Annotated in this window: 25 protein-coding genes; 13 read left to right on the top strand and 12 right to left on the bottom strand. The window is 68.8% G+C overall.

Going from position 1 to position 25,698, the window contains the following annotated elements; translation table 11 throughout:
- Window positions 1–10: 10 nt before the first annotated feature.
- The gene (locus TEF_01005; protein ID ANK79526.1) at window positions 11–559 is read right to left on the bottom strand and encodes a 2-amino-4-hydroxy-6-hydroxymethyldihydropteridine diphosphokinase; all 549 of its coding nucleotides are present in this window, start codon (window positions 557–559) and stop codon (window positions 11–13) included.
- Between the two features lie 182 nt (window positions 560–741).
- Here TEF_01005 and TEF_01000 point away from each other — a divergent pair, with 182 nt between their 5' ends.
- Together TEF_01000 and TEF_00995 are read left to right on the top strand one after the other, a co-directional pair.
- Window positions 742–1,395: an NYN domain-containing protein gene (locus TEF_01000; GenBank protein ANK79525.1), complete on the top strand. Its 654-nt coding sequence runs from the start codon at window positions 742–744 to the stop codon at window positions 1,393–1,395.
- A complete protein-coding gene (locus TEF_00995; protein ID ANK79524.1) occupies window positions 1,395–2,039 on the top strand; it encodes a uracil-DNA glycosylase in 645 nt (214 codons plus the stop codon). The genes TEF_01000 and TEF_00995 overlap by 1 nt, the downstream gene beginning before the upstream one ends.
- 18 nt (window positions 2,040–2,057) lie before the next feature.
- Here the strand turns inward: TEF_00995 and TEF_00990 are convergent, their stop codons facing one another.
- From TEF_00990 to TEF_00970, 5 genes are all read right to left on the bottom strand, one after another.
- Window positions 2,058–3,008 carry a hypothetical protein gene (locus TEF_00990; protein ID ANK79523.1) on the bottom strand — a complete coding sequence of 317 codons (951 nt, stop codon included), beginning with the start codon at window positions 3,006–3,008 and terminating at the stop codon, window positions 2,058–2,060.
- 225 nt (window positions 3,009–3,233) lie between these two features.
- Window positions 3,234–5,036: an acyl-CoA dehydrogenase gene (locus TEF_00985; protein ANK79522.1), complete on the bottom strand. Its 1,803-nt coding sequence runs from the start codon at window positions 5,034–5,036 to the stop codon at window positions 3,234–3,236.
- 152 nt (window positions 5,037–5,188) lie between these two features.
- Window positions 5,189–7,525 carry a 3-hydroxyacyl-CoA dehydrogenase gene (locus TEF_00980; protein ID ANK79521.1) on the bottom strand — a complete coding sequence of 779 codons (2,337 nt, stop codon included), beginning with the start codon at window positions 7,523–7,525 and terminating at the stop codon, window positions 5,189–5,191.
- Between the two features lies 1 nt (window position 7,526).
- Window positions 7,527–8,663, bottom strand: a complete 1,137-nt coding sequence (locus tag TEF_00975) for an acetyl-CoA acetyltransferase (GenBank protein ID ANK79520.1) — start codon at window positions 8,661–8,663, stop codon at window positions 7,527–7,529.
- Window positions 8,664–8,747: 84 nt separating this feature from the next.
- Window positions 8,748–9,167: a hypothetical protein gene (locus TEF_00970; protein ANK79519.1), complete on the bottom strand. Its 420-nt coding sequence runs from the start codon at window positions 9,165–9,167 to the stop codon at window positions 8,748–8,750.
- Window positions 9,168–9,295: 128 nt separating this feature from the next.
- Between TEF_00970 and TEF_00965 the strand changes: the two genes are divergently transcribed.
- Window positions 9,296–9,661, top strand: a complete 366-nt coding sequence (locus tag TEF_00965) for a hypothetical protein (protein ID ANK79518.1) — start codon at window positions 9,296–9,298, stop codon at window positions 9,659–9,661.
- A 246-nt stretch (window positions 9,662–9,907) separates the two neighbouring features.
- On the opposite strand, the gene TEF_00960 is transcribed toward TEF_00965, so the two are convergent.
- A complete protein-coding gene (locus TEF_00960; protein ID ANK79517.1) occupies window positions 9,908–10,237 on the bottom strand; it encodes a hypothetical protein in 330 nt (109 codons plus the stop codon).
- A gap of 134 nt (window positions 10,238–10,371) precedes the next feature.
- Between TEF_00960 and TEF_00955 the strand changes: the two genes are divergently transcribed.
- From TEF_00955 to TEF_00940, 4 genes are all read left to right on the top strand, one after another.
- On the top strand, window positions 10,372–12,216 hold the full coding sequence (locus TEF_00955) for an ABC transporter permease (GenBank protein ID ANK79516.1): 1,845 nt from the start codon (window positions 10,372–10,374) through the stop codon (window positions 12,214–12,216).
- Entirely contained in the window at window positions 12,213–12,959 is a 747-nt protein-coding gene (locus TEF_00950; protein ID ANK79515.1) for an ABC transporter ATP-binding protein, read from the top strand. The genes TEF_00955 and TEF_00950 overlap by 4 nt, the downstream gene beginning before the upstream one ends.
- Entirely contained in the window at window positions 12,952–13,653 is a 702-nt protein-coding gene (locus tag TEF_00945) for an ABC transporter ATP-binding protein (protein ID ANK79514.1), read from the top strand. The genes TEF_00950 and TEF_00945 overlap by 8 nt, the downstream gene beginning before the upstream one ends.
- A gap of 113 nt (window positions 13,654–13,766) precedes the next feature.
- Window positions 13,767–14,552, top strand: coding sequence for a hypothetical protein (locus TEF_00940; GenBank protein ID ANK79513.1), 786 nt, complete (start codon window positions 13,767–13,769; stop codon window positions 14,550–14,552).
- A gap of 248 nt (window positions 14,553–14,800) precedes the next feature.
- Here TEF_00940 and TEF_00935 read toward each other — a convergent pair whose 3' ends face one another.
- Both TEF_00935 and TEF_00930 read right to left on the bottom strand, forming a co-directional pair.
- Window positions 14,801–16,597, bottom strand: a complete 1,797-nt coding sequence (locus TEF_00935) for an acyl-CoA dehydrogenase (GenBank protein ID ANK79512.1) — start codon at window positions 16,595–16,597, stop codon at window positions 14,801–14,803.
- A 125-nt stretch (window positions 16,598–16,722) separates the two neighbouring features.
- A complete protein-coding gene (locus TEF_00930; GenBank protein ANK83197.1) occupies window positions 16,723–17,688 on the bottom strand; it encodes a methyltransferase in 966 nt (321 codons plus the stop codon).
- Between the two features lie 185 nt (window positions 17,689–17,873).
- On the opposite strand from TEF_00930, the gene TEF_00925 reads away from it, so the two are divergent.
- Genes TEF_00925 through TEF_00915 form a run of 3 tightly spaced genes read left to right on the top strand, consistent with a single transcriptional unit; the run spans window position 17,874 to window position 19,269 of the window.
- Complete coding sequence (locus TEF_00925; protein ANK79511.1) at window positions 17,874–18,065, top strand: hypothetical protein; 192 nt, start codon at window positions 17,874–17,876, stop codon at window positions 18,063–18,065.
- A 3-nt stretch (window positions 18,066–18,068) separates the two neighbouring features.
- Window positions 18,069–18,632, top strand: a complete 564-nt coding sequence (locus TEF_00920) for an ATP:cob(I)alamin adenosyltransferase (protein ANK79510.1) — start codon at window positions 18,069–18,071, stop codon at window positions 18,630–18,632.
- A gap of 10 nt (window positions 18,633–18,642) precedes the next feature.
- On the top strand, window positions 18,643–19,269 hold the full coding sequence (locus TEF_00915) for a 3-methyladenine DNA glycosylase (protein ANK79509.1): 627 nt from the start codon (window positions 18,643–18,645) through the stop codon (window positions 19,267–19,269).
- A gap of 313 nt (window positions 19,270–19,582) precedes the next feature.
- Here the strand turns inward: TEF_00915 and TEF_00910 are convergent, their stop codons facing one another.
- On the bottom strand, window positions 19,583–21,208 hold the full coding sequence (locus tag TEF_00910; protein ID ANK79508.1) for a hypothetical protein: 1,626 nt from the start codon (window positions 21,206–21,208) through the stop codon (window positions 19,583–19,585).
- 196 nt (window positions 21,209–21,404) lie between these two features.
- Between TEF_00910 and TEF_00905 the strand changes: the two genes are divergently transcribed.
- From TEF_00905 to TEF_00895, 3 genes are read left to right on the top strand one after another with little or no spacing between them, the layout of a single operon-like run.
- Complete coding sequence (locus tag TEF_00905; protein ANK79507.1) at window positions 21,405–22,403, top strand: hypothetical protein; 999 nt, start codon at window positions 21,405–21,407, stop codon at window positions 22,401–22,403.
- A 23-nt stretch (window positions 22,404–22,426) separates the two neighbouring features.
- On the top strand, window positions 22,427–22,918 hold the full coding sequence (locus TEF_00900) for a hypothetical protein (GenBank protein ANK79506.1): 492 nt from the start codon (window positions 22,427–22,429) through the stop codon (window positions 22,916–22,918).
- A 9-nt stretch (window positions 22,919–22,927) separates the two neighbouring features.
- Window positions 22,928–24,187 carry a C4-dicarboxylate ABC transporter permease gene (locus tag TEF_00895; GenBank protein ID ANK79505.1) on the top strand — a complete coding sequence of 420 codons (1,260 nt, stop codon included), beginning with the start codon at window positions 22,928–22,930 and terminating at the stop codon, window positions 24,185–24,187.
- A gap of 6 nt (window positions 24,188–24,193) precedes the next feature.
- On the opposite strand, the gene TEF_00890 is transcribed toward TEF_00895, so the two are convergent.
- Window positions 24,194–24,652 (bottom strand): SsrA-binding protein, encoded by a 459-nt coding sequence (locus TEF_00890; protein ID ANK79504.1) that lies wholly within the window; start codon window positions 24,650–24,652, stop codon window positions 24,194–24,196.
- Window positions 24,653–25,531 (bottom strand): 4-hydroxy-tetrahydrodipicolinate synthase, encoded by an 879-nt coding sequence (locus TEF_00885; protein ANK79503.1) that lies wholly within the window; start codon window positions 25,529–25,531, stop codon window positions 24,653–24,655.
- Window positions 25,532–25,698: the final 167 nt, after the last annotated feature.

Genomic DNA, 25,698 nt, shown 5'->3' with positions numbered 1-25,698 from the left:
GGGCGGATATTTAGCTGCCCGCGGCCCCGCTCGCAAGGTGTTTCTCGACCCGCTCCTCCAGCGGCTCGACGCCGCAGCGGTCGGCGGCCGCGATCATCTCGTCAATATGGCGTCCGCTGACCGGATGACGCCAGTCCGGCGCGATGTCCTTGAGCGGCAGAAGCACGAAGGCGCGCTCGCTCATGCGCGGGTGGGGCAGGGCGGCGACGCCGTGCTCGCCGCAGGCCCGGGCGCTGACGCCGTGAAAGGCGATCAGGTCCAGATCGATGCGCCGCGGCGCCCAGCGTTCGGTCCGCACCCGCCCGAAGGCCCATTCGACCTCGTGCAGCGTGCGCAGCAGTTCATCCGGACCGAGCGCGGTCTCCAGCGCCGCCGCGCCGTTGACGTACCAGGGCTGGCCGCTGAGCGACGCCGGCCAGGGCGGGCTGGCGAACCAGCGTGAGCGGGCGCTGTGGCCGACGCCCCTCAGCGCCAGTTCGTCCAGCGCGGCCTCCAGCGTGCGCGCAGGCGCTCCGTGTTCCGGATGAGGCAGATTCGCCCCCAGGCCGATGATGATCAAACGGCTCTCCTTTCGCGGAAAAACGCCGGCTCCGCGGCGGTGGAAATCACTGGCATTCCCGCCCCCGCCAGCCTATGTCAGCACTAACTTTGAACATCGTCCCCGGCGTGTTCGTACGCGGCACCGCGATGTCGTGATCGGGCCGCCGGGCCAGTGCATAGATCATTGAAGGGATTTTTGAAATGGCAGAGGTCGATCTGGGCATATACCCCACGGAAAAGGTCGCCATCTTCATCGATGGGGCGAACCTCTACGCCGCCGCGCGGACGCTGGGCTTCGACATCGACTACCGCAAGCTGCGCGCCCAGTTCGCCCGCCAGGGCACCCTGGTCCGGGCCTTCTACTACACCGCGCTGATGGAGGATCAGGAGTATTCGCCGCTGCGGCCGCTGGTGGACTGGCTCGACTATAACGGCTTCACCATGGTGACCAAGCCCGCCAAGGAGTTCGTCGGCCAGGACGGCCGGCGCAAGGTCAAGGGCAACATGGATATCGAGCTGGCCGTCGACATGCTGGAGATGGCCGAATTCATCGACCACGCCATCCTGTTCTCCGGCGACGGCGACTTCCGTTCGGTCATGGAGGCGGTGCAGCGCAAGGGCCTGCGCTGCACGGTGGTCTCCACCATCAAGACGCAGCCGCCGATGATCGCCGACGAGCTGCGCCGCCAGGCCGACCAGTTCGTCGACCTGGTCGATCTGCAGCCCCTGATCGCCCGCGAGGGCGGCCGCCCCGTGAGCAACCGCCGCGAGAACTTCAGCCAGCGTCACGGGAACGCCGCCGAACCGGACTATGACGACAGCGATGACGAATTCGACGACCCGCTCGTCCGCTGATGGCGGCGCCCGAGGCGCATGAACCGCCCGCGGACTGCCGGCGCTGCCCCCGTCTGGCGGGGTTCCGCGACGACAACCGCCGCGCCCATCCCGGTTTCCACAACGATCCCGTACCCGCCTTCGGGCCGCTGGACGCGCGGCTGCTGATCGTCGGCCTGGCGCCGGGGCTGAAGGGGGCCAACCGCACCGGCCGGCCCTTCACCGGCGACTATGCCGGGGATCTGCTCTACCCCTCCCTGATCGGGGCCGGTTTCGCCAGCGGCGACTATGGCGCGCGGCCCGATGACGGCCTGCGGCCGGCGGGCTGCCGCATCACCAACGCCGTGCGCTGCGTGCCGCCGCAGAACAAGCCGACGCCCGAGGAGACCCGTACCTGCCGGCCCTTCCTGGAGGCCGAGATCGAGGCGATGGGAGAGCTCCGCGCGCTGCTGGCGCTGGGCCGCATCGCCCACGACGCGGTGCTCAGGACCTTCGGGCTGAAGCTCGCGGCCCATCCCTTCGCCCACGGCGCGGTCCACGACCTGCCCGGCGGCCTGCTGCTCGCCGACAGCTATCACTGCTCGCGCTACAACGTGAACACCGGCCGCCTGACGCCGGCGATGTTCGAGGCCGTGCTGGCGGAGCTGAGGGCGCGCCTCGGCTGAAACGCGCCCTCCGCGCCGTCAGTTCTCCGTATAGGGGATGCGCGCGCCGTCCGAGCTGTCCGACCACTTGTAGCAGCCGCCGCCGGACTGGCCGCCGCCCTCGCCGCAGGAATTCAGCTCGAAGCAGCGCTTCGGCGTCTCCGCCTTGAAGATGGTCGACGGCACGTAGCACCAGTTGCCCGAGGTGTTTTCCATCCAGTAGCACTGGGTGCCCGTGTAGACCCGGCAGGCGGAATAGACCTTCAGCGTCCAGACCGCCATGCCGCCCGCGTTGTCGATGTCCAGCAGGTAGAAATCCTCCCGGTAGCTGTTCTGCGCGGCCTTGTCGGCGTTGAAGATCGGTCTGGGGGTCGCGTCGGGATCGTCGCTGTTGACCAGCACCGAGGGGTCCAGGGCGTAGATGCTGTCGTTTTCGATCCAGCCGAGTTCGCGGATGGTCCAGGCGTCGGTCCGCGTCGGATGCGGGGCCAGCACCAGGCGGGGATGGACCCTGTCGATGTTGACGCCCTGCCCCTGAGCGGGGCCGCGGGTCCAGATCGGCGTGCCCGGCTCCAGGGCCTCCGCGCCGCCGCGGAGCGGTTCGCCGTCCGCGGGGCGGAACACCCGCAGGATCCAGTCGCCGGCCCGCCCGGTCTCGGACTCGGCCACCGAATGGATCTCGAAGCAGGGTCCGGCGGGACCGCAGTTGTTGATCTCGGACAGCTCGACCCTGGGCTTGATGCTGGAATGCTGCGCGCCGACCCAGTTCAGGTTGAAGCTGGAAAAACCGCTGAGCTGCAGGTCCGGCAGCGACGGCCCGTTGGGGTCGAGCGCCAGAATCTCCCGCCCGCCATGCGGGATGACGTAGACGGGCTTGCCGGAAACCGGCTCGGCCTCGCGCAGCGTATCGAAGACCGATTGCGCCGCAGCCGGCAAGGCGGCGGCGCTGACGCAGGCCATCAGGCCGGCGCCGAACAGATGTCGAAGCATGTGGATTTCCCTCTCGTCGGGCTGGGCCAGGCGATCGGGGTCTCTCTGGCGCAGCGGTATTCCCGCCCTACGCCAGAGTGAATGAGCCGAACCGGGAGTCAACCGCCGGTCGCGGGCGTTCCGCATGCGGGACGAAGGTTCGGGGACAGAACGACACAGGCATCCGATGGCGGATTTCCCGCCCCTTGATGCGGGAGAGCCGGGGTGCTCTGCGTCCTGTGAGCCTCAGAAGGCGGCGAAGGCTTCCTCGTCCAGCGCCATCAGCGTCGCCGCGCCGGCGCCCGCCTTGGCGGCGTGGGCGTGGACGTCGGGCAGCATGCGGTCCATGAAGAACCGCGCCGTCGCCAGCTTGGACTTGTAGAAGTCCGCGTCGCCCTCGCCGGCGTTCAGCTTCTCCTGCGCCTTCTTCGCGATCTGTGCCCACATGAAGCCGATGGCCACCAGCGCGACGCAGCGCAGATAGTCCGAAGACGCCGCGCCGGCCTCGTCCGCGTTGGCCATCATCTTCGGGCCCAGATCGGCGGTCGCCGACTGCAGCCGGGCGAAGGCCCTGGCCAGCGGCATGACGTAGTGCTGCAGGGCGGCGTCGCTGGCGTTGTCCTGGATGAAGGCGTCGACGGGATGGAAGAAGCGGCGCATCAGCCGGCCCATGCCCTCGGGCAGCTTGCGGCCGACCAGGTCGAGCGCCTGGATGCCGTTGGCGCCCTCGTAGATCTGGGCGATGCGGGCGTCGCGCACGAACTGCTCCATGCCCCATTCCTGGATGTAGCCGTGACCGCCATAGACCTGCATGGCGTCGACGGCGCATTCGAAGCCCATGTCGGTGAGGTAGGCCTTGACGACGGGCGTGATGAAGGCGGCGAAGTCGTCGGCCTTCGCCTTCTCCTCCGGGTCCGGGTGCTTCTCGGCGAAGTCGATCATCAGGCCGGTCCACAGCGCCAGCGCCCGGGCGCCTTCGACGAAGGCCTTCTGCTTCATCAGCATGCGGCGGATGTCGGGGTGGACGATGATCGGATCGGCGGGCTTGTCCTTGGCCTTCGCGCCGGTCAGCGAGCGGCCCTGGATGCGGTCGATCGCATAGGTCACGGCGTTCTGGTAGGCGACGGAGGCCTGGCTGAGGCCCTGGATGCCGACGCCGAGGCGGGCCGCGTTCATCATCGTGAACATGGCCCGCATGCCCTTGTGCGGCTCCCCGATCAGCCAGCCGGTCGCGCCGTCATAGTTCAGCACGCAGGTGGCGTTGCCGTGGATGCCCATCTTCTCCTCGATGGAGCCGCAGACGACGCCGTTGCGCGTTCCCGGATCGCCGTTCGCGTCGGGGATGAACTTGGGCACCAGGAACAGGCTGACGCCCTTGATGCCCTCCGGGCCGCCGGGAATCTTCGCCAGCACCAGATGGATGATGTTCTCCGACATGTCGTGCTCGCCGGCGGAGATGAAGATCTTCTGGCCGGTGATCGCGAAGCTGCCGTCGTCCTGCGGCTCGGCTTTCGTGCGCATCATGCCGAGATCGGTGCCGCAGTGCGGCTCGGTCAGGTTCATGGTGCCGGTCCACTGGCCGGAGACCAGCTTCGGCAGATAGGTCTGCTTCTGCTCGTCCGAGCCCCAGTGGCGCAGCGCCTCGTAGGCGCCGTGGGTCAGGCCGGGATACATCGAGAAGGCCATGTTGGCCGAGGACGCCATCTCGGAGACCGCGAAGCCCAGCACGTGGGGCAGGCCCTGGCCGCCGAATTCCGGATCGGCGGTCAGACCGCCCCAGCCGGCCTCGACATAGGCCTTGTAGGCCTCCTTGAAGCCCTCCGGCGTGGTCACCGAGCCGTCGTCATGACGGGTGCAGCCCTGGCGGTCGCCGATCTGGTTGAGGGGCTGGATCTCGTTCTCGAAGAACTTCGCGCCTTCCTCCAGGATCGCATCCACCAGATCCGGCGTCGCGTCGGCGAAGCCGGGCAGGTTGGAATAGCGCTGCAGGTCGATGAACTCGTGCAGCAGGAACTTGAAGTCGTTCACGGGCGCCTGATACGTCGCCATTTTCTCGTCTCCCTGGTTCGCGCGTTCGCCGGGTCGTCATGCCCGCCTTGTGCGGGCATCCGGCAATCAAACAGTCTTGCGGCGACGCCGCACCGGACCCCCGCACAGGCCTGCCCCTGACCCCGTTCGGGGGGCGGGGGTGACACTGCGTGTCAATTCCTCAGCGGGCGGTTCTTCGTCAGCATGTGCTCGATCCGCTGCAGCGTCTTCTCGTTGCGGATCAGCGTCATGAAGCCTTCCCGCTCCAGCTCCAGCAGCTTCTTCTCCGTCACCTCCTCGGTGATGTCGGTGTCGCCGCCGGAAAGGACGCGGCCGACCTGCTCGGCGATCACCGTGTCGTACTCGGTCGCCTTGCCCTGCAGGTAGAAGCCCTCGACCGCCATCTTCATGGCTGCGAGCGCCGTCGGCCCCGGCAGGTTGACGACGATCGGCTCCGGCTGGGCGTAGTCCCCGGCCATCGCCAGCGCCTTCTTCTTCGCGTCCGCCAGCACGCGGCGGCGGTTCATGGTGATGCCGTCGCCCTCGCGCAGGATCTGCATGTCCCGGGCTTCCTGGGCGCTGGTGGCGACTTTCGCCGTGCTGATCGCCTCGAAGGCGGCCGAGAGGGCCGGCATCGGCCCGCCCGGGCGCTTCTTGTTGGTCATGTTGCGGATCGTCAGCTCCTTGCAGCCGCCCCAGCCGGGCAGCAGCCCGACGCCGACCTCGACCAGGCCGATATAGGTCTCGGCATGGGCCTGGATGGCGTCGGCGTGCAGGCACACCTCGCAGCCGCCGCCCAGCGCCATGCCGGCGGGCGCGGCGACCACGGGGAAGGGGCTGTTCTTCAGCGCCTGCATGGCCTTCTGGCCCTCGGCGACGCCGTTCTCGATCAGGGGCCACATGGCCGCGTTGGCGCCGAACAGCGCCACGCCGACATTGGCGCCGACGGAGAAGTTGTCGGCGTCGTTGCCGATCACCAGCGCCCTGAAGCCCGACTTGTCGATCTTCGCCGCCTGCCTGATCATCTCGATCGAGCCTTCGTCGAGGGCGTTCATCTTGGAGTGGAACTCGAGCACCGCGACGCCGTCGCCGGCGTCCCAGATCGAGGCGGAGGCGTTCGACTTCACCGGCTGCCGGCCGCGCTTGATGTCGGCCAGCATCCAGACGCCGTCGGGCAGGTCGACCTCGCGGTATTCGCCGTCGAAGCCCAGGATGGAGAGCCGCTCGCCCTCCTCCCTGTAGAAGGTCTTGCCCCGCGCGGCCTCCAGCAGCGCCGGCACCGGCCGGCCCTCCCCGGCCAGCCTGTCGGCCAGCCAGCCCGCGTCGAGCATGTCGATCATCTCGAACGGGCCCCACTTCCAGGCGTAGCCCGTCGTCATGGCCAGATCGACGGAGCGGATGTCGGCGGCGATCTCCTCGGCCAGCGCCGCGGAGTAGCTCAGCACGTGGCTGAGCACGGCCCAGGCGTATTGCCCGCCCTTGTCGGGGTGCTCGACCAGGGCGCGGAGGCCCTTCTTCGCCGCCTTCGCGCTTTCGAAATTCGCCTTCTGCGTCGGGCGGTACTCGCCGCTGCGCAGGTCGATGGCTTCCTTGATGGTGCGGCCGTCCTGCTTGACGCGGCGGTAGAAGCCGCCCTTGCCCTTGCGGCCGGTATAGCCCTCGTCGATCATCTTCGCCGTCAGCTTCGTCAGCGGGTGATCCTGGCTGACGAAGTCGCGCAGCGGGTCCTCGGCAGGCACCAGGTCGATCATGGAGGCGATGACGTGGGGGCCGAGGTCGATGCCGGTCAGGTCGCCCAGACCGAAGATGCCGGTCTTGGGCACGCCCGTGGGCCGGCCGACGATGCTGTCGGCCTCCTCGACGGTCAGGCCCATGTCATAGGCCTGGCGGGTGGCGACCGTGGACCAGAAGATGCCGATGCGGTTGCCGATGAAGCCCGGCGTGTCCTTGCACTCGATGACTTCCTTGCCCAGCCGGACATCGCCGAATTCCTTCAGCGCCGCATAGGCGTCGTCGCGGGTCTGCGGCCCCTTCACCACCTCCAGCAGGCGCATGTAGCGCGGCGGGTTGAAGAAGTGGGTGATGGCGAAGTCCTGCGCGAAACCGTCGCCCAGACCCTCGGTCAGCACCTCCAGCGGAATGGTGGAGGTGTTGGAGGTGACGACGGAGCCGGCCTTGCGCACCTTGTCGAGCCGCGTGTAGAGGTCGCGCTTGATCTTCGGGTTCTCGACGATCGCCTCGCAGATCCAGTCGCAGTCCGCGACGAGATCGAGATTGTCCTCCAGATTGCCGGTCTCGATCAGCCGCGCGTTCTTCCTGTGCATGAACGGCGCGGGATTGGTCTTCAGCATGCGCTCCACGGCCGTCTTCGCGATGAAGGAGCGGTCGTCGGCGCCCTCGGGCACGATGTCGAGCAGCACGACCGGAATGCCGGCATTGGCGACATGGGCGGCGATCCCCGCGCCCATGACGCCGGCGCCGATGACGGCGACCTTGTTGATCTCCGTCATCTCAGCAGGCCTCCAGCACCGTCGCGATGCCCTGGCCGCCGCCGATGCACTGGGTGGCCAGCGCCAGCTCCTTGCCCTCGCGCTTCAGCAGCGCCGCGGCCTTGCCGGTGATCCGCGCGCCGGTGGCGCCCAGCGGATGGCCCAGCGCGATGGCGCCGCCGTCGAGGTTGGTCTTCGCGAAGTCGATCTCGGTCTCGCGCAGGACCGAGATCGCCTGTGCCGCGAAGGCCTCGTTCAGTTCGATGATGTCCAGGTCCTTGACGGTCAGGCCGGCGCGCTTCAGCGCCTTCTCCGTGGCCGGAACCGGGCCGATGCCCATGACTTCCGGCGCGCAGCCGGCGACGGCGACCGAGCGGATGCGGGCCAGCTTCTCCAGGCCGTTGGCGTCGGCGTACTCTTCCGAACACACCAGCACCGCGGCGCAGCCGTCGGTCAGCGGCGAGGAGGTGCCGGCGGTCACCGTGCCCGACTGGTCGAAGGCGGGCTTCAGCCCCTCCAGGTCGGCCTTGGTGGCGCCGGGGCGGATGCAGCCGTCTGCCTCGACGCGGTTGTTGCGGTCGGTGATGGCGACGATCTCGTCGTCGAAGCGGCCGGCCTGCTGCGCCTCGGCGGCGCGCTTGTGGCTCTCGACGGCCATCTCCTCCTGCTCGTCGCGGGAGATGGAGAACTTCTTAGCCAGGTTCTCGGCGGTGATGCCCATGCCGATATAGGCTTCCGGGTAGTTCTGGTGCAGGCCCGGATGCGGCATCGGGTTGAAGCCCGGCATCGGCACGCGGGTCATGCTTTCCACGCCGGCGCAGATGAAGGCGTCGCCCGCGCCCATCTGGATGGCGCCGGCGGCCATGTGCACCGAGGTCATGGAGGAGCCGCAGAAGCGGTTGACCGTGGTGGCGCCGATCGACTGCGGCAGGCCGGCCAGGAAGCAGACCATGCGGGCCACGTTCAAGCCCTGCTCGCCCTCGGGGAAGGCGCAGCCGAGGATCAGGTCCTCCAGGTCTTCCGGATCGACGCCGGATTTCTCCACCAGCGCCTTGACCACCTGGGCCGCCGTCTCGTCGGGGCGGACCCTGGCCAGGCCGCCCTTGGTCGCGAAGGTGAAAGGCGAGCGCTGATAGCCCGCGATGACCACGTTCTTCATGATTTCTGTCGCTCCCGGTCGGGTTTCTTCTGGGCCGGCGGCCCCGGCCGCTGCCCGGCCGGGACGCGTCGGCGGATCACGTCGTCAGTCGGCGGCCTCGGCCGGCTGCTCCTCGGCCGGCAGGCCGCGTTCGGCCAGCCAGTCGCGGACGAACTTCATCTGCTCGTCCAGCTCCCGGATCGTTGCCTCGATGTCCTCGCGCTGCTGCACCAGGGCGGTCATGCGCTCACGGGACGCGGCCAGTAGCATCTGCGCCTGGGCCACCTGGCCGTCCCGCAGTTCGTAGAGGTTCAGCCAGTCGCGGATCTCCGCCAGGCTGAAGCCGAGCCGCTTGCCGCGCAGGATCAGCGCCAGCCGGGCCTTGTCGCGGCGGTCGTAGATACGCTGCAGGCCCTTGCGTTCCGGGCCGAGCAGCCCCTTGTCCTCATAGAAGCGGAGCGTCCGCGGGGTCACGTCGAATTCATCCGACAGCTCGCGGATGCTGTATCTTTCCGTATCGGTCATATTTGTGTAGTCTCTGCCTTGATCGCTGGCGCCCCGGGTCGGGGCCGGTTGCGCAGAGATGTAGTTGACGCTTACGTAAACGTCAACAACCATGGTCACCCAGATTGTCGCATTCCGGAGGCTTCAGCTTGACGACGCATCCGACGTCATACCGCCAGTTCTGGCCCTTCTATCTGAACCAGCACAGCGCGCCCGCGACCCGCGGCATCCACTATGTCGGCACGACGCTGTCGATCCTGTTCCTGCTCGCCGCCGCGTTGACCCTGAACCCGTGGTATCTGCTGGCGGCGGTCGTGGCCGGCTACGGCCCGGCCTGGTTCGCGCACTTCTTCGTCGAGAAGAACCGCCCGGCGACCTTCCGCTATCCCTTCTGGTCGCTGGTCAGCGATTTCCGCATGTACTTCATGTGGCTCGCCGGCCGGCTGGGGCCGGAGCTGAAGCGCGCCGGCTGCCACCCCGACCAGATGGACGAAACCCGCTCGGAAGCCGCCTGAAGCGGCGGCGTGGAGCGCCGTCAGGGGCGGATCGCGCGTCCTTCGAATCCACCGTCGAGTCCTGGACGGACCGGAGGTCCGGTCCGGGATCCATGCCTGAGCGCATCCGCCGAACGCCGCTTTGCCGGAAAGGCTCAGGCGTGGGTCCCGCGCCGCCGCTGACGCGGCGCGCAGGACGCGGGGTTCGCCGGCCCGATCCTCCTCGATCAAACGAGGCGAAACTCTGCCATCGTATGTTGGAACTCTCTACCCCACCGGACGGGGCCCGGCGATGATCACCGCCGCGCCGGCGAGACAGAGCGTCACGCCGATCAGGTCCCAGCGGTCCGGCCGCACCCCTTCGACCAGCCACAGCCAGGCCAGCGAGGCGGCGATGTAGACCCCGCCATAGGCGGCGTAGGCGCGCCCCGCCGCGGCGCTGTCGGCCAGGGTGAGCAGCCAGGCGAACAGGGCCAGCGAGACCAGGCCGGGACCGATCCACCAGACCGGCTTGTCCAGCTTCAGCCAGGCCCAGAAGGCGAAGCATCCGGCGATTTCGGCGATGGCGGCGCCCAGATAGGCGGCGGCGGTCTGCATGCGGCGTTCCTCCTGCTCCGGGGCCCGGCGCGACAGCGTTACACGATCCGGGCCGCCGGGGGTACGCCTGGCAAAGGGCGGCGGCCGGCCAAGTGGCTTGACCCTCCGCGCTGCCTCGCGCCTACTTCCGGCCCATGGGATTCTACTTCGCGCAAGCGCTGACGGGCCTGGCCAGCGCCTCCTCTCTGTTTCTGGTGGCGGCCGGGCTCAGCCTCATTTTCGGCGTCACGCGCATCGTCAATTTCGCCCACGGCACGCTCTACATGCTGGGGGCCTATGTCGCCCTCGACATCATCGGCCTGTTCGGCAAGGAGGTGGGCTTCTGGCTCGCCCTGCCGCTGACGGCGCTGATCATCGCCGCGGTCGGCGGGCTGATCGAGTTCACCGCGCTGCGCCGCGTCTACCGTGCGCCGGAGATGTTCCAGCTCGTCGCCACCTTCGCCATCGTGCTGATCCTGCAGGACGTGGCGCTGGCCATCTGGGGCTCGGCCGACCGCTTCGGGCCGCGCGCGCCGGGGCTGGACAGCGTGGTCCGGATCTTCGGCGAGCCGGTCCCGGAATACGACCTGTTCCTGATCGCCATGGGGCCGCTGGCGCTGGGCGTGCTGTGGCTGGTGTTCGAGCGCACGCGCTTCGGCGTCCTGGTCCGCGCCGCCACCCAGGACCGGGAGATGGCCGCGGCGCTGGGCGTCAACCAGGCCCGGCTGTTCACCGCCGTGTTCTGTCTCGGATCGGGGCTGGCGGGCCTGGGCGGCGCGCTGCAGATTCCGCGCGAATCGGTCGCCCAGGGCATGGATCTCGCCATCATCGCCGAAGTCTTCGTGGTCACCGTCGTCGGCGGCATGGGTTCGATCCTGGGCGCCTATCTGGCCGCCGTGCTGATCGCCATGCTGAACGCCTTCGGCATCCTGATTCTGCCCGAGATCACGCTGATCGTCGCCTTCGCCGCCATGGCCGTGGTGCTTGTCATCCGGCCCTACGGTCTGCTGGGCCGGCCGCCGTCCGCGCCGGAAAGCCATCCGCCGCCCGACGTGCGCATGGGCGCGCTGTCCGGCCGGGGCTGGCTGGTGGTGCTGGCAGGCTTCGCCGTGCTGCCGCTGTTCGTCGGCGACTTCCTGGTGGTGCTGGCGACCGACATCGTCGTCCTCGGCGTCTTCGCCGCCAGCCTGCAGTTCCTGATGGGACCGGGCGGCATGGTCAGCTTCGGCCACGCCGCCTATTTCGGCGCCGGCGCCTATGGCGCGGCCCTGCTGAGCCACCACTTCGGCGTCGGCATGATCGGCGGACTGGCCGCCGCGCCGGTCGCCGCCGGGGTGGCCGCGCTGCTGTTCGGCTGGTTCTGCGTGCGCCTGACCGGGGTCTACCTGGCCATGCTGACGCTGGCGGCGGCGCAGATCGTCTGGGCCGCGGCGGTGCAGATGCAGGAATATACCGGCGGCGACGACGGCCTGACCGGCATCTGGCCGGCCTCCTGGGCGTCGTCGAACGACGCCTACTACTACCTCGCCCTCGCCGGCGGCGTGATCGTGGTCGCGATCCTGCGCCGGGCGGCGAGCGCACCCTTCGGCATGGCGCTGCGCGCCGGGCGCGACGCCCCGCTCCGCGCCGAGGCGATCGGCGTCGACGTGCGCCGCCAGAAGTGGTTCGCCTTCACGCTGGCGGGGATGCTGGCCGGCCTGGCCGGCGGCATGTTCGTCTACCAGAAGGGCAGCGTCTTCCCTGACGCCGCGGCGATCCCGCAATCCATCGACGCGCTGGTCGTCGTCCTGCTGGGCGGCGTCGACCATCTGGTGGGCGCGCTGATCGGCGCCGGCACCTTCCGCTATCTCGAGGACTCGCTGAACCAGTTCCAGTTCTGGCGCGCCTTCCTGGGCGGGCTGATCCTGCTGATCGCCATCGCCGCGCCGGGCGGCATGACCGGACTCTACCCGCAGCTGACCGGGCTGGCGGGGCGCCTGCGGCGGCGGCCGGCGGCATGAGCGCGCTGCTGGAAGTGGCCGATCTGGCCCGGTCCTTCGGCGGCGTGGCCGCCGTGGACGGCGTCAGCTTCCGCGTCGGCGCAGGCGAGCGCGTGGCCCTGATCGGCCCGAACGGTGCAGGAAAGACCACCTGTTTCAACCTTCTGAACGGCCAGTTGAAGGCTGATCGGGGCGAAGTGCGCCTTGACGGACGGGTGGTCACGGGGCGGAAGCCGCGCGAGCTGGTCCGCCTGGGTATCGGCCGCACCTTCCAGATCGCCCAGAGCTTCCAGTCCATGACCGTGGGCGAGGCGGCGGGCACCGCGCTGGCGGTGGCCGACGGGCGCATGTACTCCTTCAGCCGCCGGCCCGCCGACCGCGAGCGCGTGCTGGATCTGCTCCGCCGCGTCGAGCTGGCCGGCGCGATCGACCGGCCGGTGACGGCGCTGCCCTATGGCGACGTCAAGCGCCTCGACCTGGCGCTGGCGCTGTCGGGCGAGCCGAAGATCCTGTTCATGGACGAACCGACGGCGGGCATGGCCTCGGGCGAACGCGCGGCGCTGATGGACCGGGTCAGCCGCATCGTCGCCGAAGAGGGCGTGGCGCTGCTGTTCACCGAGCACGACATGGACGCCGTCTTCGGCCATGCCGACCGGGTCATGGTGATGGCCGGCGGGCGGCTGATCGCCGAGGGCGCGGTCGACGAGATCCGGGCCGATCCGGAAGTCCGCCGGGTCTATCTGGGCAAGGCCGCCGATGCTTGAGGTCTCCGGTCTCACCGCCGGCTATGGCCCGGCCACCGTGATCCACGGCATCTCCTTCTCGATCGGGCGCGGCGAGGCGGTGGCCGCGCTGGGCCGCAACGGCGCGGGCAAGTCCACCACCATCAAGGCGCTGGTCGGCATGGTGCGCCGCGCCGCGGAGACGCTGCGCTTCGACGGCACGGACATCTCGCGCATGGCGCCGCAGCGGATCGCCCGGCTGGGCCTGGGCTACGTGCCCGAGGAGCGGCGTGTCTTCCCTGAACTGACCGTCGCCGAGAACCTGGAGGTCGGCCGTCAGGCCCCGCGCGAGGGCGCGCCGCACTGGCCGGCGGAGAAGCTCTACGAGCTGTTCCCCGAACTCGGCCGCATGCAGGGCCGGCGCGCCGGCCGCATGTCCGGCGGCGAGCAGCAGATGCTGACCATCGCGCGGACGCTGGCCGGCAATCCGAAGCTGCTGCTGCTCGACGAGCCGGCGGAGGGCCTGGCGCCCGTGGTGCTGGAGCGTATCGTCGAGACGGTGAAGACGCTGAAGGCGGAGGGGCTGACGCTGCTGATCGCCGAACAGAATCTCGGCTTCGCCGCCGAGATCGCCGAACGCTGCCTGGTGATCGAGAACGGCGCCCTGGCCCATGAGGGCGCGATGGCGGCCTTCATGGCCGACGCCGAACTGCGCCGGCGCTACCTGGCCGTCTAGGCCTTTATTGGGCTACCCCGGTGCGGTGCGGCCGGGGCCCTTCGGGTGACGGCCGAAAGGCCATAGGATAGGCGCACGGATTCGGCGGCATTTGCGAGGGAGGACAAGGAACCATGGCGCAGGAGATCGATCTTTCGGGGCGGGTGGCCCTGGTGACGGGCGCGGGCTCGGGCATAGGCCGCAAGGCCGCGACGGTGCTGGCCGACGCCGGCGCGGCGGTCGCCTGCACCGACATCAACGCGGCCACCGCGCAGGAGACCGCGCGCATGATCGAGGGGCAGGGCGGCCAGGCGATCTCGCTGACCCATGACGTGGCCGACGAGGATCAGTGGGCCGACGCCGTGACGGCGACCCTCGAAGCCTTCGGCGGACTCCACATCATGGTCAACAACGCCGGAATCGAGCTGGTGAAGACCATCGCCGACATCTCCGTGGACGATTTCCGCCGCGTCATGGACATCAACGTCTTGGGGGTCTTCCTCGGCATCAAGGCCTGCGCCGACGCGATCCACGACTCGGGCGGCGGCTCGATCGTCAACCTGTCCTCGGTCGCCGGGCTGATCGGCGCGCCGCGCCAGGCTGCCTATTGCGCATCCAAGGGCGCGGTCCGGCTGATGACCAAGGCCACGGCGCTGGAACTGGCCGGGCAGGGGAAGAAGGTACGGGTCAACTCGGTCCATCCGGGCATCATCGACACGCCGATGATGCAGGATCTGATCGACGGCGTACCGCCGGAGGAGCGGGACGCGCGCATCCGCCAGATGCACACCCGCCACCCGATCGGGCGGCTGGGCCAGCCTCTCGACATCGCCAACGCGATCCTGTTCCTGGCCTCCGACCTGTCGGACTTCATGACCGGCTCGGAGGTCGTGGTCGATGGTGGCCTGACCGCGAACTGACGCCCGGATCCTGAAATCGTCATTGCCCGGCTTGTCCGGGCAATCCATCCATCGGCGCCCATGCCCGGTGGGCTGCCCGGACAAGCCGGGCAGCGACGGTTGCGCCGCATTGCCGACGAACTTCCTCTCGTCCCGCTGACGCTGTCCACCCTCCCCCTTCCCGGAAGGGGGAGGGCAGGGAGGGGGATGAACGCGATCGGTTCAGCAGGCGCGCGGGCCGGCCAGACCATCCCCCGCGCGCCAACCTGTCATGCCACCAGCACGTCGTCGTCGATGGCGTAGAGCGGCTCCGCGCCGGCGGTGGCGGCGCGGGCCAGCGCCGGGGCCTGGACCATGATCTGGGTGGCGAAGAAGTGCGCCGTGGCGATCTTGGCCTTCAGGAAGGGCTGATCGTCCGCGCCCTGCTCGACGAGGTCGGCGGCGGCGATGGCCGCCTTCGTCATCAGCCAGCCGCCCACGGTCAGCCCCATCAGGCGCAGGAACGGCGCGGCGCCCGCGCCGGCCCCGTTCATGTCGGACCCCAGCATCGCGGCCAGCTTCTCGCCCGCCTCGCGCGCCGCGTCAGCCGCCTCGGCCAGCGGTCCGGCCATCGCCTGCACGGACGGGTCGGCCGCGCCCTGGGCGATGTCGGCGGTGGCGACAATGTCGGCCAGCAGCGCGCGCATGGGCTCGCCGCCGTTCAGCGTCAGCTTGCGCCCGACAAGGTCCATGGCCTGAATGCCGTTGGTGCCCTCGTAGATCGGCAGGATGCGGCTGTCGCGGTAGTGCTGGCCGGCGCCCGTCTCCTCGACGAAGCCCATGCCGCCATGCACCTGCACGCCGACCGAGGCCATCTCGACGCCGATATCGGTGCCGAAGCCCTTGGAGATCGGGGTCAGCAGCTCGGCCATGCCCTGGCGGATCCGGCGCACGCTCTCGTCGGGGTGGCGGCGGGCGAAGTCGAGGCACTCGGCGTTGTAGATGCAGATCGCCCGCGCGGCCTCCGAATAGCCCTTCATGGTCATCAGCATGCGGCGGACGTCGGCATGGTCGATGATGGCGCCCGTGCCGCCGGGGCGCAGGCTGCGGCCCTGCACCCGGTCGCGGGCGAAGCGCACGGCGCGCTGATAGGCGCGGTCGGCGATGGCGACGCCCTGCACGCCGACCGAGAGCCGGGCGTTGTTCATCATGGTGAACATGGCCCGCATGCCCTTCATCTCCTCGCCAACCATCCAGCCGACGCACTGGCCGTTGTCGCCATAGGACATGACGCAGGTGGGGCTGCCGTGGATGCCGATCTTCTCCTCCAGCGAGGCGCAGCGGACGTCGTTGCGCTCGCCCGGGGTGCCGTCGTCGTTGACGAAGAACTTCGGCACCAGGAACAGGCTGATGCCCTTCGTCCCTTCCGGCGCGCCCGGCGTGCGCGCCAGCACCAGGTGGACGATGTTGTCGGTCATGTCGTGTTCGCCGAAGGTGATGAAGATTTTCTGGCCCTGGATCAGCCAGGCGCCGTCGCCGCGCGGCTCGGCCTTCGTGCGCAGCGCGCCGACGTCCGATCCGGCCTGCGGCTCGGTCAGGTTCATGGTCGCGGTCCACTCGCCGGAGACCATCTTCTCGAGATATTTCGCCTTCAGCTCGTCGGAGCCGTGCGCCTCCAGCGCGTCGATGGCGCCCTGAGTCAGCAGCGGGCAGAGCGAGAAGGCGAGGTTGGCGGCGTTCCACATCTCCGTCAGCGGGATGGTCACCGCCCAGGGCAGGCCGCCGCCGCCCAGCTCCGGATCGAAGGGCACGCCGTTCCAGCCGCCTTGCGAGAACCGGCGGTAGGCGTCGGCGAAGCCCGGCGCGGTTCGGACGACGCCGTTCTCCAGCTTCGCGCCCTCCTGGTCGCCGGCCCAGTTGATGGGGGCGAGCACGCCGCCGGCGAACTTCGCACCCTCCTCCAGGATGGCGTCGACCAGATCCGGCTCGGCATGGTCGTAGCCGGGCAGTTCCGAGAGCGCCTTGAGATCCACCACGTGGTTCAGGACGAAGCGCATGTCGCGCACGGGCGCGGTATAGTCGGACATGGCGGCTGACCTTTCCTTCCGGCGTTTCCTCGCTGGCGTATCTATGCCCCTCGGCTGCCGCGCTCAAGCGCGAAGCGAGGGGACGGGTGCGATACGCCGGCGGGGGCCGGCCGGATTGCCGCCGGTCAGTCCTTCGGCCTGGTCGCCATCACGACCTTGGTCATGGCCGGAATCAGCTCTTCGACGCGGATGCCGGTAAAGCCCGCGCCCTCCATCACGCCGCTGACCCAGTCGGGCGTGATCGACTTCGCCGCCGGGGTGAAGGCCATGTGCTGCAGCTGCCAGAGCGCGGCCAGCGTCGGGCCGGAGCGGTCGTCCTCGACCATGAAGTCGTGGACGATGTAGCGCCCGCCGGGGTTGAGGACGCGATAGGCGTGGCGCGCCAGGTCGGGGATCGACTCGCCGGGGACGCCGTTGAACAGATACGACATGATCAGCGCGTCCTGACCCTCCGGCCATTCGGTCTCCAGCGCGTTGCCGGGGATGAAGTCGATGCGGTCCGACAGGCCGGCCTCGGCGACGAAGGTCTCGCCCAGCTTCACCACGTTCGGGAAGTCGAGGATGGTGACCTTCAGGTTCGGCCAGGCGCGGCAGAGTTCGATGGCGAAGGCGCCGGTGCCGCCGGCGACGTCCAGCAGGCTGCGCGCCTCCGACAGGTCGACCATGCGGGCGAGCGTCCGGGCCGGGCCGAGCGAGCCGGAATGCTGGCTCTCGGAATAGAGCCGCGCCTCCTCCGGGTCGTCCATCCAGCGGGCGTAGGAATCGATCTGTTCGGGCTCCATGTCGTCCTTCACGACGGCCTCGAGGCCCTGCATGAAGGGAAACATCTGGCGGTCGATCTGGAAGCGCAGATAGTCGCCGAAGTCGTACTTGGCGCCCTGGACCAGGAAGGCCTGCGCGCCGGGCGAGTTGGCGAAGGCCGAACCCTCCCGCACCAGCAGGCCGATGGAGTTGAGCGCGGTGAGCAGCGTGGTCATGCGGTTCTCGCGCACGCCGGCCTCCCGCGCCAGTTCGGCGGCGGATTTCGGTCCTTCGGACAGCCGGGTGAAGACGCCGACATGCAGTGCGACGAACAGCGCCTTCGACGCCATGAACCCGAAGGCAATGTTGGAAATCTGCTCGGCTTCCGTCACGGGCTGGGCCACGGTTCTTTCTCCCTGATGATTTCGGTGCCCGCTCTGTCTAGCAGCCTGTCAAGGATATCGCAGCGCAGCAAAAGCGCGCGGCAGGCCGCCGGGCGGATGACGCGGCGGCCGCGAGGCTCTATATCGGGGTCATGAGCATCTTCGATTTCCTCGTCGGCCTGTCGCTGTTCATCGTCCTGGCCGTCCTGTTCACCGGCATCGTCTCGATGGTCCGGGGCGGGGAGTTCAACCGCAAGTACGGCAACAAGCTGATGCGTCTGCGCGTGGGGGCCCAGATGCTCGCCATCGCGATGCTGGGCCTCGCGTTCCTGCTGGACGGCTGAGCCATGGTGACGCTGTCGAAGATCTACACCCGCGGCGGGGACAAGGGGCAGACGTCGCTCTCCGACGGCTCGCGGCGGGCGAAGACGGATCCGCTGATCGAGGCCTATGGCGCGGTCGACGAGACCAACGCCGCCATCGGCGTCGCCCGTCTGCACACGGACGGCGAGGCCGACGCCATGCTGGCGCGCATCCAGAACGACCTGTTCGATCTCGGCGCCGATCTCGCGACGCCCCATGCCGAAAGCTACAAGTGGGAGCCGCTGCGCATCGTCCAGACGCAGGTCGACCGCCTGGAGGCGGAGATCGACGCGATGAACGAACGCCTCGAGCCGCTGAAGAGCTTCATCCTGCCCGGCGGCGGCGCGGCGGCGGCGCAGCTTCACATGGCGCGCACGATCTGCCGCCGCGCCGAGCGGCTGATGTGGCGCGCCGCCGAGACGGCCGAGATCAGCGACGCAGCGCTGAAATACGTCAACCGCCTGTCGGACCACCTCTTCGTCCTTGGCCGGGTGCTGAACGACGACGGCCGCGCCGACGTGCTCTGGACGCCGGGAGCGAACCGCTGAGGTTCCGGCAATGAGCGAGGGCCTGATCGAGGGGGCCGACGGGCTCCCCCGCTGCGGCTGGCATGGCGGGCTCGACGACTACCGCGCCTACCATGACGACGAATGGGGCCGGCCGGAAACCGACGACATCCGCCTGTTCGAGAAGATCTGCCTGGAGGGCTTCCAGTCGGGGCTGAGCTGGCTGACCATCCTGCGCAAGCGCGAGAACTTCCGCGCCGCCTTCGACGGCTTCGACTACCGGCGCGTCGCCGAATACGGCGAGGGGGATGTGGAGCGGCTGCTGGCCGACGCCGGCATCGTGCGTCACCGGAAGAAGATCGAATCGACCATCAACAACGCCCGCCGGGCGATGGAGCTGGAACGGGAGGCGGGCGGCCTCGCGCGGTTCTTCTGGAGCTTCGAGCCGGACCCGGACGCGCGGCCCGACCCGGTGACCCATGCGCACATCATGGCCAATCCGACGACGCCCTTTTCCACGCGGCTGTCGAAGGAGCTGAAGAAGCGCGGCTGGAGCTTCGTCGGCCCGACCACCGCCTATGCCTTCATGCAGGCCATGGGGCTGGTCAACGACCACATCGAGGGCTGCGCCTTCCGCGCCCGGGTCGAGGACGAACGCGCGGCGCTGAAGCGGCCGTAAGGCGTCCGGAAATCGCGCGGCGCGGGATGGTCCGGCCGGCGCGCTGCGCGGCTGTGACTTGCCGGATCGGTCGGAGCGTTGCCGCCTTTGACGTCATCCCCGATGGCGCGTGCGCCACTCGGGGATCGGGCAGAGGCGGACACCGGCGTGCTGCCGCGGCCCGATGCCCGCGCGCCGTCGGCGGCGGGCATGACATCGATGAAAGGCGCCGCGGCCCCATCGGCGAATGCATTCCCCACCCGGTCCCTCCCCCTTCCCGAAGGGGAAGGTGGCCCGCGTCGGCGGGCCGGGAGGGGGTCCGTTTGCAGGCCCCTTATCGCTTCACGACGTAGCCGATGGATTCGCGGTCCCAGGCATCGGCCGTGACGCCCGCGTCGCGCAGGTCGCCCTTGCGCAGCTTGCCCGACGCGGTCTTGTCCAGCTCGGCGATCCGGCGCACGAAGCGCGGCACGGCGTAGCGCGGCATGCGCGGCGCGCAGTAATCCAGCAGCTCCTTCGGCTCGACGCTCTGGCCCGGGGCCTCGACGATGACCGCCATGACCTCCTCCTCGCCGCCGGCGCCCTCGACCTTGACGCCCACCACCGCGCTTTCGGCGATGGCGGGATGGGCGTTGATCACTTGCTCGACCTCGAAGGCGGAGATGTTCTCGCCGCGGCGGCGGATGCAGTCCTTGATGCGGTCGACATAGTGGAGCCGGCCCTTCGCATCGATGCGGCAGGCGTCGCCGGTGTGGAACCAGAGATTGCGCCAGGCCTCCACCGTCTTTTCCGGCATGCGGTAGTAGCCGGCGGAGAAGATGCCCGGGAATTTCGGGCGGATGAGAAGCTCGCCGACCTCGTCGGTCGCCAGCGGCCAGTCGGTCTCCGGGTCGCCGATGCAAACCTCGTAGAACTCGTCGTCGATATAGCCTGCGCAGCCCGGCTCCAGGCCCGATTCGTTGACGTCGCCCAGGGCGGTCATGCCGCATTCGGTCATGCCGAAGCCCTGCACGATCTTGAAGCCGAAGCGCTGCTCCATCGCCGCGCCCCATTCCTTCGAGATCGGCACGGCGGTGACCATGCGGAGCCTGTGGTCGCGGTCGCGGTCGGTGGGCGGCGTGTTGAAGACGAACTCCGGCATCACGCCCAGCAGGTTGGTGATGGTGGCGCCGGTCTCGATCACCTCGTCCAGCCAGCGGTTCGGGCTGAAGCGCTGCACGACGTGCGCCCGGCCGCCGGCCATCATCGTGCCCAGGCACTGCAGGTTGAGCGCGTTGACGTGAAACAGCGGCATGCAGATGTAGTAGACGTCGTCCGCGGTCTGGCCGAGCTTGGCCAGCTGCCGGTCCATCCAGACGTAGAAATGCCCGTGGGGCAGCAATACGCCCTTGGCCGGTCCGGTGGTGCCGGAGGTGTACATGATGGCGGCGAGGTCGTGGATCCCGGGCTCCACCGCCGGCGGCGTCCCGCCCCGGCCCGTGGCCTCGAAATCGTCGAAACCGCTGATCTCCGCGCCCAGCAGCGCTTCAGGCAGCTCGGCCGGCGGCGGGCCGCCGACGACCACCACGTGGCCGGGCTTCGCCTCGCCGCGGTCGACGCCCTCGAAATGATGCACCAGGTCGATGTCGACCAGCACCGCCTTCGGATCGGAATTCTGCAGCTGATGCTGCAGGAAGGCGCCACGGAGCTCGGTGTTCACCGGCACGAAGACCGCGCCGGCCTTCATGATGCCGAACAGCGCCACCATGAACTCGGCGCGGTTCTTCACCAGCATGAGCACCCGGTCCCCTTCGCCGATGCCGGCGCCGGCCAGCGCGGCGGCGAGATCGTCGGAGCGCCGGTCGAGGCCGGCATAGGTCAGCTCCAGCCCCGTGTCGAAGGTCAGGTAGGTCTTCTCGCCCAGCTTTGCCGCCTGGCGGCGGACCAGATGAACCACGGTCCAGTCGGAAAAATCTCGCATCGTGTCCTCCCCCGGAAACGGGCCGCATATTCGCCAGCGCGCGGCGGCTTCGCAAGCCGGAGAAACCTGACGCGACGTCACCCCGGCCGGTCCGACAATTGTCTTTGCCAATTCGCCGGAACCGGCCCTAGAGTTTTTTCGAAGATGCCGGACCGGCGGCCAACGCCGGCTGATATTCAACAGGGAGGGACGGACGATGATCCGCAAGATCGCGCTGGCGGCGGCAGCCGCGGCGATACTGGCAACCGGCGCGGCGGAGGCCGAGCCGACAGAATTGCGCTACGCCACCGCGGCCCCGGAAGGGACGCCCTGGGGCAAGTTCCTGAACGAGACCGTCGCCGACATCCACAAGGCGACGGACAAGCTGAAGATCGTGCCCTATTTCTCCTCGGCGCTGGGCGACGAGCAGACCGCGCTGCGCCAGGTGGTGCGCGGGCGCATCGACATGTCGGGCCAGTCGGGCGTCGCCACCTCGCTGATCGCGCCCAGCTTCGCGCTGCTCAACGCGCCCTATCTGTTCGATTCGCCGGAGCAGTCGGACTGCATGTTCGACAACCATGTGCGGCCGATCTTCGAGGAGAAGATGCAGGCCTCCGGCGTGGTCACGCTGTCCTGGGTCGAGGTCGGCCACAGCTACACCTCGTCGAAGGAGAAGATCCACACCCTGGAGGACATCCAGGGCATGAAGATCCGCATTCCGCCGACCGCGGCCAGCCAGTTCTTCTATGAGGAACTGGGCGCCAACGGCGTGCCCATGGGCGTCGTCGACATGGTGCCGGCGCTGAAGACCGGCCAGGTCAACGCGATCACCACGTCGACCGTCTACGGCATGGCGATCGGCCTGCCCAAGCTGGCGCCGTTCACCCTGGTCCACCGCGCCACCCACGACATCGGCACGGTGACCGTCTCCAAGCGGGTCTGGGACGGGCTGGACGACGAGCAGAAGAATGCGCTGGCCATCGTCGACAAGCGCGTCAACGAACTGCGCAAGGGGATCCGCGGGGCCGAGCAGTTCCTGCTGGGCAAGGCCGCGGAGGCCGGCGCACCGGTCTACGAGCTGCCTGCGGCGGAGAAGGCGCGCTGGAAGGAAGCGGCGGCCCGCGCCACCAGCCGCCTGATCGAGGAGATCGGCGGCGACGCGCCGGAAATCTGGGAGAAGATCCAGAAGGCGAAGGCGGCCTGCCTGAACACCTGAACGCCTGAGACCGTCGAACCGGCATGGCGGCGTTCCTGAAAGCCCTCCTGCGCCTCGAAAGCCTCGTGGCGGCGCTGGCCTATGTCGTCGTGGCCGGCCTGCTGCTGGGCGAGATCGTGGCGCGGGAGGCGTTCTCGACGACCATCTGGGGCTCGCAGAAGATGGCGGTCTTCGCCGCCATCTTCGCCGGCTTCCTGGGCCTGTGTCTGGCCACCGCCGCCAACGCCCATCTCAGGCCGCAATTCGCCGACAGCTGGTGGCCGGCGCGCTGGAGCGCCCCGCTCGGCCGCATCGGCGACCTGATCTCGGCGGCGTTGTTCATCGGCCTCGGCGTGGTCGGCCTGGACTACGTCTCCCAGACCTTCCACTACAACGACGTCGCCGCCGTGCTCTACTGGCCGCTCTGGCCGTTCCAGTCGGTGATCGTCTACGCCTTCTTCTCCTCGGCGCTGCGCCACCTGGTCTTCGCCGCGCGGCCCGACCTGAAGCCCGCGCCCGAAATCGCGAAGGGCTGAACGCGCGCCATGGAAGTCCTCCTCCTCGCCGGCCTCGTCCTGCTCCTGCTCTCGCTCCGGCAGAGCGTGATCCTGATCCTGTTCGCCGCCGCGGCCTATGTGCATTTCGTCTGGGGCGACGGCGAGCTCACCTACCTGATCGAGGACCTGTGGACCAGCGTGAACCGGGAGGTGCTGCTGGCCATCCCGATGTTCGTGCTGGCCGGCAACATCATGACCCGGGGCTCGATCGCACGGCGCCTGATCGACATCATGCGGGCGCTGACCCAGTGGCTGCCCGGCGGCCTCGCGGTCTGCACCATCCTGTCCTGCGCGGTGTTCGCCGCGCTCTCGGGCTCCTCGCCGGTGACGCTGCTGGCGGTGGGCTCGATCATGTACCCGGCGCTGATCGCCCAGGGCTATCCGAAGAAGTTCTCCCTCGGCGCCCTGGCCTCGGCGGGCACGCTGGGCATCGTCATCCCGCCGTCGATCCCGCTGATCCTCTACGGCATCGTCACCGAGCAATCGATCGTCGACCTCTTCCTGGCCGGCATCGTGCCGGGGCTGCTGCTGACCGTGGTGCTGACGGCCTATTCGCTGTTCCACAACCGCCATATCGAAGCCTTCCCCTTCGAGGTCCGCCAGCTCGGCCGTGCGCTGAAGGACGGCGTCTTCGCGCTGATGACGCCGGCGATCCTGCTGGGGGGTATCTATTCGGGGTTCTTCTCGGCCACCGAGGCGGCGGCCGTGGCGGTGGGCTACGCCGTGCTGGTGGAGATCTTCATCCACCGCGAGCTGCAGCCGCGCGACTTCTACGGCATCGCCGTGGAGACCTCGCGCCTGCTCGGCACGCTGCTGCCCATCGTCGCCATCGCGCTCTCGATCAACCTGCTGCTGACCGCCGAGCGCATCCCGCAGGAGCTGGCGGTCTGGATGACCAGCCTGGTCGACAGCCCGTTCGCCTTCCTGGTGATCCTCAACATATTCCTGCTGATCGTCGGCTGCCTGGTCGACATCGGCGCCGCCATCCTGATCCTGGCCCCCATCCTGCTGCCCATCGCCCAGGCCTATGGCATCGACCCGATCCACTTCGGCATCATCATGGTGGTGAACCTGGAGATCGGCTACATCACCCCGCCGATCGGGCTCAACCTGATCGTCGCCATGACGGCGTTCAAGGAGGATTTCCTGCTGATCTGCCGCTCGGTGCTGCCCTTCATCGCACTGATGGTGTTCGTGCTGATCCTGGTGGTCTGGATCCCCGGGCTCTCGCTCTGGCTGGTGCGCTGAGGCCGCTCAGCCCTTGGCGCGCAGCAGGCGCTGCTTCTGGCGCTGCCAGTCCTTGTCCTTCTGGGACTGGCGCTTGTCGTGCTGTTTCTTGCCCTTGGCCACGCCGAGCATCAGCTTGGCGATGCCCCGGTCGTTGAAGTAGAGCTTCAACGGCACCAGGGTCATGCCTTCCTTCTGGCGCGCGCCGATCAGCCGGCCGATCTCGCGGCTGCGCATCAGCAGCTTGCGCGGCCGCCGCGGCTCGTGATTGTTGCGGTTGCCCTGCTTGTATTCGGGGATATGGGCGTTGATCAGCCACAGCTCGCCGCGTTCGGGCGAGGCGTAGCTCTCGGCGATGTTGGCGCGCCCGGCGCGCAGCGATTTCACCTCGGTGCCGGTCAGCACCAGTCCCGCCTCCATCGTGTCCTCGATGAAGTAGTTGTGGCGCGCCTTCCTGTTTTCCGCGACGACCCGTCCCACGATGATCTAGTTCAGCAGGCCTGCATGGCGCAGCGCGCCGTCGACCTCCGCCTTGGTCTCGTCGGTGATGGGCGCCAGCGGCAGCCGTGTGTGGGGTGAGAGATCGGTCATGATGCGGGAGACGGCATATTTCACCGGGCCCGGGCTGGGCTCCAGGAACAGGGCGTTGTGCAGCGGCATCAGCCGGTCCTGATAGGCCAGCGCCGTGGCGTAGTCGCCGGCCATGCACGCGGCCTGGAACTCGGCGCACAGCTTCGGCGCGACGTTGGCGGTGACCGAGATGCAGCCATGGCCGCCATGCGCCATAAGCGCCAGCGCCGTGCCGTCCTCGCCGGAAAGCTGGATGAAGTCGGGTCCGCAGGCCTGGCGCTGCAGGGAGACGCGCTCCAGCTTCGCCGTCGCGTCCTTGACGCCGATGATGTTCTCCAGCTTCGAGAGCCTGGCCATGGTCTCCACGGACATGTCGACCACCGAGCGCGGCGGGATGTTGTACATGATGATGGGCAGGCCGATCTCGTTGAGCGCCTCGAAATGGCGGTAGAGGCCTTCCTGGTTCGGCTTGTTGTAATAGGGGGTGACCACCAGGCAGGCGTCGGCGCCTGCCTCCTTCGCGTGGCGGGTGAGGCCGATCGCCTCCCGGGTGTTGTTCGACCCGGTGCCGGCGATCACCGGCACGCGCCCGTCGGCGACCTCGATGCAGAGCTCCACCACCCGGCGGTGCTCGTCATGCGACAGCGTCGGCGATTCGCCGGTCGTGCCCATGGGCACAAGGCCGGTGCTGCCCTCGGCGATCTGCCATTCGACGAATTTGCGGAAGCCGGCCTCGTCCACGGCGCCGTTCTGGAACGGCGTGATCAGCGCGGGGATCGATCCCTTGATATCCATCTCACTGTCTCCGTCGGTTGAGGCCGGGGGCCGGAACGACCGCTTATAGCGACGCCGCCCGAGGCCGGGCAAGCGGCGAGTTGTGGCGGCGGCCGCGACGGCCCTGCGAAATCCGGCTTGACGTCCCCATATGGTCGGGCAGGCTCGACCCAGCAACGGAGGCCCTG

This window comes from Rhizobiales bacterium NRL2 (assembly GCA_001664005.1).
GTDB lineage: Bacteria > Pseudomonadota > Alphaproteobacteria > Minwuiales > Minwuiaceae > Minwuia.
Note: the sequence above shows the minus strand (reverse complement) of the source record. Positions and strands in the feature narration are given on the sequence as shown.

Bases quoted from the DNA above. Each gene is read 5' to 3' on its own strand.
- TEF_01000 (ANK79525.1), top strand. From the start codon at position 742: ATGGCAGAGGTCGATCTGGGCATATACCCCACGGAAAAGGTCGCCATC.
- TEF_00995 (ANK79524.1), top strand. From the start codon at position 1,395: ATGGCGGCGCCCGAGGCGCATGAACCGCCCGCGGACTGCCGGCGCTGC.
- TEF_00990 (ANK79523.1), bottom strand. From the start codon at position 3,008: ATGCTTCGACATCTGTTCGGCGCCGGCCTGATGGCCTGCGTCAGCGCC.
- TEF_00985 (ANK79522.1), bottom strand. From the start codon at position 5,036: ATGGCGACGTATCAGGCGCCCGTGAACGACTTCAAGTTCCTGCTGCAC.
- TEF_00980 (ANK79521.1), bottom strand. From the start codon at position 7,525: ATGACGGAGATCAACAAGGTCGCCGTCATCGGCGCCGGCGTCATGGGC.
- TEF_00975 (ANK79520.1), bottom strand. From the start codon at position 8,663: ATGAAGAACGTGGTCATCGCGGGCTATCAGCGCTCGCCTTTCACCTTC.
- TEF_00970 (ANK79519.1), bottom strand. From the start codon at position 9,167: ATGACCGATACGGAAAGATACAGCATCCGCGAGCTGTCGGATGAATTC.
- TEF_00960 (ANK79517.1), bottom strand. From the start codon at position 10,237: ATGCAGACCGCCGCCGCCTATCTGGGCGCCGCCATCGCCGAAATCGCC.
- TEF_00955 (ANK79516.1), top strand. From the start codon at position 10,372: ATGGGATTCTACTTCGCGCAAGCGCTGACGGGCCTGGCCAGCGCCTCC.
- TEF_00950 (ANK79515.1), top strand. From the start codon at position 12,213: ATGAGCGCGCTGCTGGAAGTGGCCGATCTGGCCCGGTCCTTCGGCGGC.
- TEF_00945 (ANK79514.1), top strand. From the start codon at position 12,952: ATGCTTGAGGTCTCCGGTCTCACCGCCGGCTATGGCCCGGCCACCGTG.
- TEF_00940 (ANK79513.1), top strand. From the start codon at position 13,767: ATGGCGCAGGAGATCGATCTTTCGGGGCGGGTGGCCCTGGTGACGGGC.
- TEF_00935 (ANK79512.1), bottom strand. From the start codon at position 16,597: ATGTCCGACTATACCGCGCCCGTGCGCGACATGCGCTTCGTCCTGAAC.
- TEF_00930 (ANK83197.1), bottom strand. From the start codon at position 17,688: ATGGCGTCGAAGGCGCTGTTCGTCGCACTGCATGTCGGCGTCTTCACC.
- TEF_00925 (ANK79511.1), top strand. From the start codon at position 17,874: ATGAGCATCTTCGATTTCCTCGTCGGCCTGTCGCTGTTCATCGTCCTG.
- TEF_00920 (ANK79510.1), top strand. From the start codon at position 18,069: ATGGTGACGCTGTCGAAGATCTACACCCGCGGCGGGGACAAGGGGCAG.
- TEF_00915 (ANK79509.1), top strand. From the start codon at position 18,643: ATGAGCGAGGGCCTGATCGAGGGGGCCGACGGGCTCCCCCGCTGCGGC.
- TEF_00910 (ANK79508.1), bottom strand. From the start codon at position 21,208: ATGCGAGATTTTTCCGACTGGACCGTGGTTCATCTGGTCCGCCGCCAG.
- TEF_00905 (ANK79507.1), top strand. From the start codon at position 21,405: ATGATCCGCAAGATCGCGCTGGCGGCGGCAGCCGCGGCGATACTGGCA.
- TEF_00900 (ANK79506.1), top strand. From the start codon at position 22,427: ATGGCGGCGTTCCTGAAAGCCCTCCTGCGCCTCGAAAGCCTCGTGGCG.
- TEF_00895 (ANK79505.1), top strand. From the start codon at position 22,928: ATGGAAGTCCTCCTCCTCGCCGGCCTCGTCCTGCTCCTGCTCTCGCTC.
- TEF_00885 (ANK79503.1), bottom strand. From the start codon at position 25,531: ATGGATATCAAGGGATCGATCCCCGCGCTGATCACGCCGTTCCAGAAC.